This window comes from Angelakisella massiliensis, assembly GCF_900104675.1.
Lineage (GTDB): Bacteria > Bacillota > Clostridia > Oscillospirales > Ruminococcaceae > Angelakisella > Angelakisella massiliensis.
This window is the reverse complement of sequence record NZ_LT629945.1, coordinates 1,064,256-1,077,078: the sequence shown is the minus strand read 5'-3', so window position 1 is coordinate 1,077,078 and position 12,823 is coordinate 1,064,256. Positions and strand designations below refer to the sequence as shown.

Annotated in this window: 7 protein-coding genes, 4 tRNA genes and 4 rRNA genes; 3 read left to right on the top strand and 12 right to left on the bottom strand. The window is 51.8% G+C overall.

The genetic code is table 11. The annotated features are described in order from the left end of the window. Window positions 1-84: 84 nt before the first annotated feature. The 3 genes from scpB to BQ5383_RS10430 are packed head-to-tail and all read right to left on the bottom strand — an operon-like array spanning window position 85 to window position 2,119. On the bottom strand, window positions 85-672 hold the full coding sequence (gene scpB, locus BQ5383_RS10440; protein WP_071431774.1) for an SMC-Scp complex subunit ScpB: 588 nt from the start codon (window positions 670-672) through the stop codon (window positions 85-87). A 4-nt stretch (window positions 673-676) separates the two neighbouring features. After that, a complete protein-coding gene (locus tag BQ5383_RS10435) occupies window positions 677-1,420 on the bottom strand; it encodes a segregation and condensation protein A (RefSeq protein WP_071431772.1) in 744 nt (247 codons plus the stop codon). Between the two features lie 30 nt (window positions 1,421-1,450). Further along, a complete protein-coding gene (locus BQ5383_RS10430) occupies window positions 1,451-2,119 on the bottom strand; it encodes a site-2 protease family protein (RefSeq protein WP_071435020.1) in 669 nt (222 codons plus the stop codon). Between the two features lie 359 nt (window positions 2,120-2,478). Here BQ5383_RS10430 and rpmB point away from each other — a divergent pair, with 359 nt between their 5' ends. The 3 genes from rpmB (at window position 2,479) to BQ5383_RS10410 (ending at window position 4,332) form a co-directional block, all read left to right on the top strand. Then, window positions 2,479-2,667, top strand: a complete 189-nt coding sequence (rpmB, locus tag BQ5383_RS10425) for a 50S ribosomal protein L28 (protein ID WP_071431770.1) — start codon at window positions 2,479-2,481, stop codon at window positions 2,665-2,667. Window positions 2,668-3,000: 333 nt separating this feature from the next. After that, on the top strand, window positions 3,001-3,627 hold the full coding sequence (locus BQ5383_RS10415) for a potassium channel family protein (RefSeq protein WP_071431766.1): 627 nt from the start codon (window positions 3,001-3,003) through the stop codon (window positions 3,625-3,627). 33 nt (window positions 3,628-3,660) lie between these two features. Further along, window positions 3,661-4,332: a potassium channel family protein gene (locus tag BQ5383_RS10410; protein ID WP_235821968.1), complete on the top strand. Its 672-nt coding sequence runs from the start codon at window positions 3,661-3,663 to the stop codon at window positions 4,330-4,332. Between the two features lie 1,068 nt (window positions 4,333-5,400). On the opposite strand, the gene rrf (BQ5383_RS10405) is transcribed toward BQ5383_RS10410, so the two are convergent. The 9 genes from rrf (BQ5383_RS10405) to BQ5383_RS10365 all read right to left on the bottom strand — a co-directional run bounded on the left by rrf (BQ5383_RS10405) (window position 5,401) and on the right by BQ5383_RS10365 (window position 11,760). Continuing rightward, a 5S ribosomal RNA gene (gene rrf, locus BQ5383_RS10405) occupies window positions 5,401-5,517 on the bottom strand. Between the two features lie 64 nt (window positions 5,518-5,581). After that, window positions 5,582-5,698, bottom strand: a 5S ribosomal RNA gene (gene rrf, locus BQ5383_RS10400). Window positions 5,699-5,801: 103 nt separating this feature from the next. Continuing rightward, window positions 5,802-5,876: transfer RNA gene (locus BQ5383_RS10395), tRNA-Glu, on the bottom strand. Between the two features lie 64 nt (window positions 5,877-5,940). Next, a tRNA-Lys gene (locus BQ5383_RS10390) sits at window positions 5,941-6,016 on the bottom strand. A gap of 83 nt (window positions 6,017-6,099) precedes the next feature. Next, window positions 6,100-8,937: ribosomal RNA gene (locus BQ5383_RS10385) — 23S ribosomal RNA — on the bottom strand. Between the two features lie 175 nt (window positions 8,938-9,112). Next, window positions 9,113-9,189: transfer RNA gene (locus tag BQ5383_RS10380), tRNA-Ile, on the bottom strand. A gap of 78 nt (window positions 9,190-9,267) precedes the next feature. After that, window positions 9,268-9,343: transfer RNA gene (locus BQ5383_RS10375), tRNA-Ala, on the bottom strand. Window positions 9,344-9,457: 114 nt separating this feature from the next. Beyond that, window positions 9,458-10,967 (bottom strand): 16S ribosomal RNA (locus BQ5383_RS10370). The 16S, 23S and 5S rRNA genes sit together here with 4 tRNA genes alongside, the layout of an rRNA operon. Before the next feature lie 403 nt (window positions 10,968-11,370). Beyond that, on the bottom strand, window positions 11,371-11,760 hold the full coding sequence (locus BQ5383_RS10365; protein ID WP_071431764.1) for a hypothetical protein: 390 nt from the start codon (window positions 11,758-11,760) through the stop codon (window positions 11,371-11,373). Window positions 11,761-12,823 lie beyond the last annotated feature (1,063 nt).

Here is a 12,823-nt window from a genome sequence, read left to right as displayed (position 1 = left end):
GAACACCTCCTGTGCCCATTGTTCATCTCTCACTCCTGCCGGTTTTGGTCAGGCCGGCAAAAGGTCTTTTTCTGCCGCGAAAAATCACTTTGCCTCCGGGGAAGCGTTTTCAGCCAAATCCTCCAGGGTCACCTGGCTGTCATCCTCCGCTTCGTCCTCTCCCTGATGACGAACATCCGGCAGCTGTTCCAAACTTTCCAGTCCAAAGCACCGGAGGAAATTGGCCGTTGTGCGGTAGGCTACCGGCTTTCCCGGCAGTTCCAGCCGTCCCGCCTCCTCCACCAGTCCCTTTTCTACCAGAGAGGATACCACCGAGGAGCTGTCCACTCCCCTCACCTGTTCCACAAAGCTCCTGGTTACCGGCTGATTATAGGCGATCACCGCCAGTACCTCCATGGCGGCGGCACTCAGGGGGGTGTTCCGCCGGATCTCCAGGGTGCGGCGAATGATGCCTCCATACTCCGGCCTGGTGCAAAGCTGATAGCTTTCCCCCAAACGCCGCAGTTCAAAGGGCATTTCTGCCTCATCAAGGACAGCGGTCAATGCCTCCGCCTGATCCACCGTTTCTCCCAGGGTCAGTTCCAAGGCTTCCCCCAGCCTGGCCGCCTCCAACGGCGCTCCGGCAGCAAACAGCACTGCCAGCATCTGTTTCTGTGTTTCTGTCAGTTTCACGCTTTTATCCTTCCTGTTTTCCCAAAGCGGATTCTCTCTGCCGTCCGCCTCCGGCAAAGACCACCGTCTGATCTTCATCCTCCATACGAATGCGCTTGGCCTTCAGCAACTCCAGCACTGCCAGGAAAGTAGCCACCCGCTCGCTGCGGCTGCCGGAATCTTCAAACAGACCCCGGAAGCTGAGGCGGGTACGGCGATACAGCCCTCGTAAAATATGGACGATCCGGGAGGAAACAGACACCACCGGCTTTGCCACCAAGGGAGTAAAAACCTCCGACTGAGGCGGCAGCCTTCTGCGTCCCTTGCCCACAGCGTCCCAATAGCTTCTGGCCAGCTCCATGGGATCATGGCGCCGGGTATAGGTGAGATCCGCTTCCAGCTCCTGAGGGGCCCGCACAAAGGCGGAAAATCCGCTCTGGCGCAGTCCCAGCTGCTCCGCAGCCTCTTTACAGGCCTGATATTCCAGCAGCTGTCCCACCAGCTCGGCTTTTGCCTGCTTTTCCTCCTCCTCATATTTGGGCAGCAGGCTGACGGTCTTAATATATACCAGGCGGGATGCCATCTCCAAAAATTCGCTGGCAACCTCCATGTTCTGCTCCTGCCACGCCCGGATATAATCCATATATTGCTCCAGCAGGCTGGATATGTTAATGTCCTGAATATTCAGCTGATGCTTTGCAATGAGGTGAAGGATCAGATCCAAAGGGCCTTCATACTGCTCATTGACTTTAAATGAAAGTTTTTCCATTGCGCCCTCCAGTTATACCAATCAAGGAGCCTAAAAAATGGTACCGCCCATAAAAAATGTCAGCAGATCCAATCCCCTGAACACATAGTAGCGCAAAAAGAACAACGGTGTGGAAAGAATACCGCTCCACAGCAGCAGAAACAGCACCAGCATAAAAAGCTGCTCATGGCGCATCAGTTTGTAGTAAATCCTGTAAGGCAGCAGGGCTGTCAACAGTCTGGAGCCGTCCAGAGGCGGCACCGGCAGCAGATTAAACACGGCCAGGCCGATATTCAGCGTGATCATCGTCTCCAGAATGATGCCCAGCGCAAAAATGCTGTCGCTGGCGGTCAGCAATCCCATACCGCCCGCCACCAGGAAAATCAGTTTGTAAATGACCATAAATGCCAGTGACAGCGCCAGATTGGAAAGGGGTCCCGCCACCGCCACCAGAATCATGCCTTTTTTCACGCTGACGTTCTTAAAATTCCGGCTCATTACCGGAACGGGCTTTGCCCAGCCAAAACCGGTAAACAACATTAGAATGGAACCAAAAGGGTCCAGGTGGGCCAAGGGATTGAGGGTGGCCCTTCCCAAATTTCTGGCAGTCTGGTCCCCCAACCGGGAAGCCATCATAGCGTGGGCGCATTCATGAACCGGCAAAGCGGTCAAAAGAACGATCACCTTGATCAACAGTTCAAAAAGCCCCTGCTGTGTCATGCTGCTCAAAAAAAGATCCGCTCCTTTCGCTGATAAATCTCGGGGCCCGCCCGCAGGCAGGCAAAAAGGACGCCCGCCGCAGCCACGGCAGGCGCTGCCCCGGATCTTCTGTTTTTATTATACTTTGCACAGCAGGAAAAAACAAGATTTCCCTTCCCCGCGGAGGTAAACAAACCTTGAACATTATTCTCTTTTGTTTTCTGTTTCCAGCGCCGGGAACACTTTTTCGGAAAAAGATGGGGACGCAAAGAAAATTGCCAAAAAGACTTGATTTTTACCGGCAAAGCTGATAATATACTAATGTTACTTTACTACTAGTAGTACCCCTATTAGCAGTTTTGAAAAGGAGGTGCAGACTCATGGCTAAATGCGACATTTGTGGAAAGGGCGTTACCTTCGGCATCAAGGTTTCCCACTCCCACAGAAGATCCAACAGAAGCTGGAAGCCCAACGTGCGGCGCGTAAAGGCGATGGTGAACGGGTCCCCTTGCCACATCTACGCCTGCACCCGTTGTTTGCGTTCTGGCAAGGTTGAGCGCGCTGTCTGATTTTTCAGACAAAACACCGGTGAAGCGGACAAAGCCCCTATCCAAATGGATGGGGGCTTTTTTCGTGCTGCATCTGATTTTTTCAGGGAATCCTTTTACAGAGCAGGGGGAGGGGCGAGCAGCCAAGAAACGCAGCCTGATATTTTGCCTCAAAAGGAAATACACTTTGGGAAAGAGATATTTGTTTTTTTACTGTTTCCGTCATTTTCTTTTCAAGGGGATCTGTTTTTTCTTCTTTCTGGCCCTTCCATATCTTTTCCACCCATGCTATACTGGAGATACATATTTCGGGGCCGTCCCCGAACAAAGGCAACAAAAGTGAGGAGAACTGTGATGAATATTCTGATCATCGGTTGCGGCAAGGTAGGCTCCGGCCTGGCCAATTCCCTGTGCCGGGCAGGACATGACATCGCCATCGTAGACGCCGATAAAGAGCATTTTTCCCGGCTGGATGAAGATTTTACAGGATATGCCGTTGTGGGAGTACCCATTGATCAGGAAGTACTGCAGGAGGCGGGAATTGAATCCTGCGACTGTGTGGCGGCAGTTACTGAGGATGACAATATCAATGTGATGGTCTCCCAAATTGCCCGGGAATTTTTCCATGTTCCAAAAGTGATTACCCGAGTGTATGATCCTCGCCGGAAACGGGTCTTTTCTCAGCTGGGGCTCAATACCATCTCTCCCACGTCCCTGACAGTGGATGTGATTGAGAAAATGATCAGCGGCAAAGAGAACGAAACCTCCAATCAAGTCACCGTGGGTGAAACGGTGCTGAGCGTGCTGCGCACTCCGGTTCCCAAAGAATTTTACGGCGCCGCTATCCGGGATGTGGGACATGATGACAGTGAAACCATTATCGGTGTTCAGCAGAAGGACGGCACCACCCTGCTGCGGGAAAGCTGTCGGGACTACACCTTCCAGGAAGGGGATCAATTGCTGTATGTCAAAATACTGTGACATCAGCAGCACGAGACAAAAAGGAGTACAGATATGGCTGAAATGAAGGTATTGGTCATTGGAGGCGGTAAAGTAGGCTATTACCTCTCCAAAACACTGTTGGAGCATGGATATACTCCTATCATTATTGAGCAGGACCGCAAACTGTGTGAGCATATCGCTGATGATCTTGGGGTGACCGTCATTTGTGGAGACGGCAGCTCTCCCGATTGCCTGGAAAGCGCCGATGCTGCTTCCGCCCAAAGCTTCGTCACCGTCACCGGCTCGGATGAAACCAATTTGGTGGCCTGTCAGTTAGCCAAAAAAATGTTTGGTATCCAAAAAACCGTCGCCCGGGTCAATAACCCCAAAAATTTAGGGGTGATGAAGGCTTTGGGGGTGGACATCCCCGTCTGCGGCACTGACAGCATTGCCCGCCAGCTGGAACGTGAGGTGGACTTTGCAGCCATTCGCCAGGTGATGGCTCTTAATCAAGGCCAGGCAGTCATCAGTGAAATCCAACTGCCGGATAATTTCGCCTTCAGCGGCGCTTCCCTGAGCGAGATCAAGCTCCCTGAGGAGTGTGTTATCATTTCCATCACCCGTCGGGGCAATCTTATCATTCCCCGTGGTAAAACCTGCCTGCTGTCCGGAGATAAGATTTTGGTGCTGATCAGCAACGAGGATGCTCATCAGCTGCGGAAGTGTCTCCAGTTGGACCGGTAAAGCCATCAAAAAATCTTTTGGAGATCTGCCTTACTTCATCAGAGGGCAGATCTCTTTTTAGTCGTCAAAAGCTGTTGGGCGGGATGTGTCTCTGGCTTAGACAGGTATCAGGCAAAAATTTGTGTCAGGAGTTACGTCCAAAGGGACTCGTCCCTTTGGAATCCCGCAGTTGAGGCGATCACGATCTGGTTAGTCAAAGATAGTGCCTGCCACTGTTTTGGCTGGTACCTTTTGCTTTTAGGGGAACGCCGTAGAAGGATAGTTTGTGTTTCTGTGCCAACAAAGATAAAACCGCCCGCTCGCCGGTTGCCCGGGTAAAGCCGGACAATCCACTCGCTGCTTTCTGGACGATGAGATGGTGTCTCTTTCCTGAGTTGCAGCTAGCAAAAGGTTGTATCGGGGATATGGGGAGGTACTCCTGAGGGGACCACCCTTTAAAAAACCATAGTTGAGGCGATCACGATCTGGTTAGTCAAAGATAGTGCCTGCCGTAGTTTTAGTCTGTACCTTGTAGTGTTAAGGGAAACGGATGGGAGGGATGGTTTCTGCTCCTGTCTTGGCAGAGACAATATCGCCCGCTCGCCGGTTGCCCAGATAACCTGGACAGGTCCGGGTAAAACCGGACAATCCACTCGCTTCTTACGGCCGCAAAGTCCGACCAGCTCTGGTTACCTGGGTGGAAGCTATCCGTCCCCTCTCTTGTGTCATCTCCAGCCCAAGAAACACGCGGCAGTTAAGCTCCAAAACGCCCCCGCCGGCGCGATACTCCTCCGAAAGAAGTCATGTTCCCATCCATCTAAAGGCCTGCCTGTGCCCTTTAGGATAACAAGTGCACTTTTTGGACTGGATCTGGCCGTTGCCAACTTTTTTCGGGCGGCGATAATTTCCTTTTCATAAGGAAAAAAGACACCTGGCCACCGACAAACAGCCAAAGGGGACAGTGAACAAACCGCCGCTTTCAAAACCGCCCTCCCCAATCCATCAAAAAGCTCGTCGCAGCAAATACAGTGATTGAAGAATCAGAAGATGCAAAAAAGCCTGACGTTTGGTTAAACGTCAGGCTTTCTGTTCCGGCAACGACCTATTTTCACAGGCAGCTTCCCGCCAACTATCTTCGGCACTGATGAGCTTAACTTCCGTGTTCGGGATGGGAACGGGTGGAACCTCATCGTTATAGATACCGGATTATGCCCATGGCTGTGCCATGGTAAACAAAACAAAAACCACTCTTGCGAATGGTTTTTGTGGATGCCGGCGAAGACCTATTTTCACAGGCGGCTTCCCGCCAACTATCTTCGGCACTGGTGAGCTTAACTTCCGTGTTCGGGATGGGAACGGGTGGGACCTCACCGTAATAAACACCGGCTATTCTGCTGTCCTCGTGTCGGCCTCAGTTATTCTTTGCGCCTTGCCTTCACAGGGAAGCTATTGTATTACCAGGACTTTCGTCCGGATAAGCTAGAGGAAAATGGTGACCCGTGCGGGAATCGAACCCGCGTTACCGGCGTGAGAGGCCGGTGTCTTAACCGCTTGACCAACGGGCCGTCTCGCCGTGGTATCTATGATCATCCATGACCACGCCTTCCGGCGCGCCTTGGGACCTTCCTTTGGTGCACCATCAGGGATTCGAACCCGGGACCCACTGATTAAGAGTCAGTTGCTCTACCAACTGAGCTAATGGTGCAGGTCTTTTCGGCTGTTCCGACTGGAACGCGCCTTCAAAATTGAACAACGAACTCATATTTACCAGCTAAAGATTCGCTTGACCTGGTCAAGCCCTCGACCGATTAGTACACGCTAGCTACACGCGTCACCGCGCTTCCACTTTGTGCCTATCTACCTTGTAGTCTTCAAGGGGTCTTACCTGATTGACTCAGTGGGATATCTTATCTTGTGGTTGGCTTCACGCTTAGATGCCTTCAGCGTTTATCCGTTCCGCACATAGCTGCTCAGCCGTGCCACTGGCGTGACAACTGATGCACCAGAGGTGCGTCCATCCCGGTCCTCTCGTACTAGGGACAGCTCCACTCAAATATCCTGCGCCCACGACAGATAGGGACCGAACTGTCTCACGACGTTCTGAACCCAGCTCGCGTACCGCTTTAATTGGCGAACAGCCAAACCCTTGGGACCGAATACAGCCCCAGGATGCGATGAGCCGACATCGAGGTGCCAAACCTCCCCGACGATGTGGACTCTTGGGGGAGATCAGCCTGTTATCCCCAGGGTAGCTTTTATCCGTTGAGCGATGGCATTTCCACTCACATACCACCGGATCACTAACTCCAACTTTCGTTACTGCTCGACCCGTCGGTCTCGCAGTTAGGCTCGCTTATGCGTTTACACTCAAAAGCATGATTTCTGTCCATGCTGAGCGAACCTTTGAGCGCCTCCGTTACCTTTTTGGAGGCGACCGCCCCAGTCAAACTGCCCACCTAACAATGTCCCCCGACCAGATTCATGGCCGCAGGTTAGAATTCCAGCACTTCAAGAGTGGTATCCCAAGGTCGACTCCGCAGAAGCTGACGCCCCTGTTTCCTAGTCTCCCACCTATCCTGTACATGAAATACCGAAATCCAATATTAGGCTACAGTGAAGCTCCATGGGGTCTTTCCGTCTTGTCGCGGGTAACCGGCATCTTCACCGGTACTACAATTTCGCCGGGTGGGTCGTTGAGACAGTGTCCAGATCGTTACGCCATTCGTGCGGGTCAGAACTTACCTGACAAGGAATTTCGCTACCTTAGGACCGTTATAGTTACGGCCGCCGTTTACTGGGGCTTCGATTCAATGCTTGCACATCTCCTCTTAACCTTCCAGCACCGGGCAGGCGTCACCCCATATACGTCATCTTTCGATTTAGCATAGAGCTGTGTTTTTGCTAAACAGTCGCCTGGACCTATTCTCTGCGGCTCTGTCTCCAGAGCACCCCTTCTTCCGAAGTTACGGGGTCAACTTGCCGAGTTCCTTAACAACCCTTCTCCCGTTGGCCTTAGAATTCTCTTCCTACCTACCTGTGTCGGTTTGCGGTACGGGCATCGCGGATATACAATCAGCTTTTCTCGCCTGACGCCAAACTTGCTTCCCTACTCTAATTTCGGTCCCTTTCGCCCGGGGCTACCAACGCCCGGGTCAAGCCCTTTGTCAGTGTCACTGATCTTAAATCCTTTGATGGCTACGGAATCTCCACCGTATGTGCATCGGCTACGCGTCTCCGCCTCACCTTAGCTCCCGGCTAACCTGGAGCGGACGAACCTTCCTCCAGAAACCTTAGGCTTTCGGCCAATATGATTCTCACATATTTCGCGCTACTCATTCCGGCATTCTCACTCGTGTGAAGTCCACAGGCGCTTCCGCTCCTGCTTCACCCTGCACACGACGCTCCCCTACCCCGCATCCATAGGATGCAGCCCAAGCTTCGGTTACACGTTTAGCCCCGTTGAATTTTCGGCGCAGAATCACTCGACCAGTGAGCTGTTACGCACTCTTTGAATGTGTGGCTGCTTCTAAGCCAACATCCTGGTTGTTTATGCAATTCCACATCCTTTTCCACTTAACGTGTATTATGGACCTTAGCTGTGGGTCTGGGCTGTTTCCCTTTTGACAATGAAACTTATCTCACACTGTCTGACTGCTGACCATCAATTATCTGGCATTCAGAGTTTGATAAGGGTCGGTAACCTCTCGGCCCCTAGCCTATTCAGTGCTTTACCTCCAGTAATCTAAGTCAACGCTAGCCCTAAAGCTATTTCGGGGAGAACCAGCTATATCCGAGTTCGATTGGAATTTCTCCGCTATCCACAGTTCATCCGCCGCCTTTTCAACGGAGGTCGGTTCGGTCCTCCATGAGCTTTTACGCTCACTTCAACCTGACCATGGATAGGTCACCCGGTTTCGGGTCATATCCGACTGACTATACGCCCTGTTCAGACTCGCTCTCGCTTCGGCTCCGGACCTGAGGCCCTTAACCTTGCCAGTCAAATATACTCGCCGGACCATTCTACAAAAGGTACCCGATCACCCATTGACGGGCTCTCGGTGCTTGTAAGCACAGGGTTTCAGGTTCTTTTTCACTCCCCTCCCGGGGTCCTTTTCACCTTTCCTTCACAGTACTATACGCTATCGGTCACTGGGTAGTGTTTAGGCTTGGAGGGTGGTCCCCCCGGCTTCCCACGGGGTTTCACGTGTCCCGCGGTACTCTGGATACCGTTCGCTGTCTCAATCTTTCACCTACACGACTCTCACGCTCTTTGGTCTGCCTTCCCATACAGTTCGGTTAGATCTTAACAATGCTAAATACGGTCCGCAACCCCGGAAACATTGCTGCTTCCGGTTTGGCCTAGTCCGCGTTCGCTCGCCACTACTAGCGGAATCTCGGTTGATTTCTTTTCCTCGCCCTACTTAGATGTTTCAGTTCAGGCGGTTCCCCTCATATACCTATTGATTCAGTATATGATGACCGGACTTGACTCCGGCCGGATTTCTCCATTCAGAAATCCACGGATCAAAGCTTATTTGCAGCTCCCCGTGGCTTATCGCAGCTTATCACGTCTTTCATCGGCTCCCAGTGCCAAGGCATTCGCCCTGCGCTCTTTGTAGCTTGACCATGTTTTGAATCTTTAGCTGTTTCTACTCTGGCAAATATTGTAGTTTTTTATACCCATTTTGCAATGAATATCTTCACTCTAATATCTTGCTTTTCGCAGTAAATATTTGTATTCGTTGTTCAATTTTCAAGGTGCGTTTCCGGTCTTTCAACCATAGTGTCACTTCACAGTGACTGGTGGGCACAAGTGGACTCGAACCACCGACCTCACGCTTATCAGGCGTGCGCTCTAACCACCTGAGCTATGCGCCCATGTTCATCAGAGTGTCACTCAAAGGCTCCGGCTTCCGTTTCTCCTCGTCCACCGCCCATCAGATCACTCCGATGTTTTGGTGGAGATGAGGAGGATCGAACTCCTGACCCCCTGCGTGCAAGGCAGGTGCTCTCCCAGCTGAGCTACACCCCCACGGTATTTGACCGTGATTTTGAAGGCTGGCGCCTTCAAAATCGAACAACATTCAGCACGAAACTCTTGCACTGACCAGAGTACACGGACTGTTGCATCCGTATGTCTCCTTAGAAAGGAGGTGATCCAGCCGCACCTTCCGATACGGCTACCTTGTTACGACTTCACCCCAGTCATCAATCCCACCTTCGGCAGCGCCCTCCTTGCGGTTAGGCTACTGACTTCGGGTGTTACCGACTCCCATGGTGTGACGGGCGGTGTGTACAAGGCCCGGGAACGTATTCACCGCGGCATGCTGATCCGCGATTACTAGCAATTCCGACTTCATGCAGGCGAGTTGCAGCCTGCAATCTGAACTGGGACAATTTTTAGGGTTTTGCTCCACCTCGCGGTGTCGCTTCCCTCTGTTAATTGCCATTGTAGTACGTGTGTAGCCCAGGTCATAAGGGGCATGATGATTTGACGTCATCCCCACCTTCCTCCGTTTTGTCAACGGCAGTCTCTTTAGAGTGCTCTTGCGTAGCAACTAAAAACAAGGGTTGCGCTCGTTGCGGGACTTAACCCAACATCTCACGACACGAGCTGACGACAACCATGCACCACCTGTCTTCCTGTCCCGAAGGACTTCACCTATCTCTAGGTTATGCAGGAGATGTCAAGACCTGGTAAGGTTCTTCGCGTTGCTTCGAATTAAACCACATACTCCACTGCTTGTGCGGGCCCCCGTCAATTCCTTTGAGTTTCAACCTTGCGGCCGTACTCCCCAGGTGGATTACTTATTGTGTTAACTCCGGCACGGAAGGGGTCAGACCCCCCACACCTAGTAATCATCGTTTACGGTGTGGACTACCAGGGTATCTAATCCTGTTTGCTCCCCACACTTTCGAGCCTCAGCGTCAGTAAAAGCCCAGCAGGCCGCCTTCGCCACTGGTGTTCCTCCTAATATCTACGCATTTCACCGCTACACTAGGAATTCCGCCTGCCTCTACTTCACTCAAGAGAAACAGTTTTGAATGCAGTCTATCAGTTGAGCCGATAGTTTTCACATCCAACTTGCCTCCCCGCCTACGCTCCCTTTACACCCAGTAATTCCGGACAACGCTCGCTCCCTACGTATTACCGCGGCTGCTGGCACGTAGTTAGCCGGAGCTTCCTCCTCAGGTACCGTCATTATCGTCCCTGAAGACAGTAGTTTACAATCCAGAGGACCGTCTTCCTACACGCGGCGTCGCTGCATCAGGGTTTCCCCCATTGTGCAATATCCCCCACTGCTGCCTCCCGTAGGAGTCTGGGCCGTGTCTCAGTCCCAATGTGGCCGATCAACCTCTCAGTCCGGCTACCGATCGTCGCCTTGGTGGGCCGTTACCCCGCCAACTAGCTAATCGGACGCGAGCCCATCTTCGAGCGATAAATCTTTGACATCAGGATGATGCCATCCCAATGTGTTATGCGGTATTAGCAGTCGTTTCCGACTGTTATTCCCCACTCGAAGGCAGGTTGCTCACGTGTTACTCACCCGTCCGCCACTAAGTAAGATAAGCAAGCTCATCTTACTCCGTTCGACTTGCATGTGTTAGGCGCGCCGCCAGCGTTCGTCCTGAGCCAGGATCAAACTCTTCATTAAATGGTATCTAAAGCTTTTCAGCTCTAAATCAATTCAACGAAGTAATTTCGAACCTAAATTCTCATTACTCACTGGCATTCTCTTTTTCCTGAAATCGGAATCAGAGTATGCTGCAAAGTTTTTATAAAACTTCAAAAATCATTTACAAGGGTTTCGCTTGTAAGCTAAATGTTGTTCAATTTTCAAGGTGCCAGCGCTGTTTCTCTCGGAGTTTTTCTTTCGTTTTCCGCAGCCCCGCGAGACAGCTTAGTTATAATACCACAGGCCAATAGATATGTCAACACCTTTTTTCAAGTTTTTTCACTTTTTTTCTGAAAAAAGTTGTTTCGCTTCCATTTTGTCCCATTTTGCAGTATATTATACGCCATTTATTACTTAAAGTTAAAGAATTACCCTCTCAACCTTACTTTCTTCCGCCCAAAACTCCAACCAAAGAGATTCCCAGGGCGATCACACACCCCACCAGCAGAACTTCCCCTGTGGTCAACGGACGTCCTTCCAATAATCCATTATCAAATAAGGAGGACCCGGAAACCTGTTCTTCCTGAGAAGATTGCTGCTCCTGGGACTGGGGAGAATCATTCTGCTGCAGATCTTCCGCTTCCGGCTCAACCGCTTCAAAGATTTCTTCCTCCTGCTGTTGGGAGTCGGGCGGCGGAGTGGAGGGAAGGGCCGTTTCCTCCTGGATGATCACCTGCGGGGCATAGGAAACAGGACAGCTGAAACCGCATAGCAGCGACCAAGCCAGAGCCATAGCCAAAAGGAAAGCCTCTCTCCATTTTTTATTCTTCATTTTTTCGCACTTCCTTTCTCGAATCTAGCTAAGAAGATGATTGCTCTTTATATTATATAGGTGTAAAAGCGCAAACCTCTGCAAGGCTGTACAGGCAAGGCAGATTTTCACGTTATTGAAACCCACGATTGAGAGTTTGTATAGTCAGAGGAATTATTTTTTTATTGGGCTGAAAAATTTCGGACCCGGCACAGCCGGGGGAATCTACTTTTTGTGGTATCGTCAGTCTGTAGCCCTCATGCCGGGCGGGCACTTCCTTTGTAATGAAACAAAGGAAGCAAAATTCACCAGCGTTCCGCTTCGCCGACACAAAGTCCGCTATGCTCCGGTCCCCTGTACGGAGACCATCCGCCCGCTCCCTTGCGTCTGCTCCTCCGGAAAAAGTCACGCTTGCTTCGGCTGCTCGGTTGCCTGTGCCCTTTAGGGTAGTAAACGCCCTCCCAACGCCTCCGCTGCGCTAGCAACTTTTTCCGGGCGTTGGTTATTTCCATTTTATAAGGAAAAAAGAACGGCTGCTTTTGCTTCCCCGCCTGGTACGCTCGGAAAATTGCCTCAAGTCGCCCCTCCGCTCCGACGCGGGGACAAAGTTCATTTCGTTCCGGTCCTCTAAGCGAGGACCATCCACTCCATTTCCTTGCCCCCGCTTCTCCGAAAAAAGTCCCGCTTGCTTCGCCTGCTCGGTTGGTAAACGCCCTCACAACGGCTCCACTGCGCTAGCAACTTTTTTCGGTATGCTAAGGTAGTTTTAGTTACCGCCTGACACACGGGGGCGGCATTCCCTCGCTCCTACCCACGGCAGGAAGTACAGATACCGCCGCCTTGCTAATACCGGAATTCCGCTGCCGCCCTCGCAGACGCAAAGTCCGCTATGCTCCGGTCCCCTGTGCGGGGACCATCCGCCCACTCCCTTGCGTCTGCTCCTCCGGAAAAAGTCACGCTTGCTCCGGCTGCTCGGTTGTAAACGCCCTCCCGACGCCTCCGCTGCGCTAGCAACTTTTTCCGGGCGACGGTAATTTTTATTCGATGCGGAACCGGTATTCCGTTGCGCGGATAAGGTAGAATT

What these genes read in the sequence shown, in the direction of transcription:
- BQ5383_RS10435 (WP_071431772.1), bottom strand. Translation starts at nt 1,420, where the DNA reads ATGGAAAAACTTTCATTTAAAGTCAATGAGCAGTATGAAGGCCCTTTG.
- BQ5383_RS10415 (WP_071431766.1), top strand. Translation starts at nt 3,001, where the DNA reads ATGAATATTCTGATCATCGGTTGCGGCAAGGTAGGCTCCGGCCTGGCC.
- BQ5383_RS10365 (WP_071431764.1), bottom strand. Translation starts at nt 11,760, where the DNA reads ATGAAGAATAAAAAATGGAGAGAGGCTTTCCTTTTGGCTATGGCTCTG.
- rpmB (WP_071431770.1), top strand. Translation starts at nt 2,479, where the DNA reads ATGGCTAAATGCGACATTTGTGGAAAGGGCGTTACCTTCGGCATCAAG.
- BQ5383_RS10410 (WP_235821968.1), top strand. Translation starts at nt 3,661, where the DNA reads ATGGCTGAAATGAAGGTATTGGTCATTGGAGGCGGTAAAGTAGGCTAT.
- BQ5383_RS10430 (WP_071435020.1), bottom strand. Translation starts at nt 2,119, where the DNA reads ATGACACAGCAGGGGCTTTTTGAACTGTTGATCAAGGTGATCGTTCTT.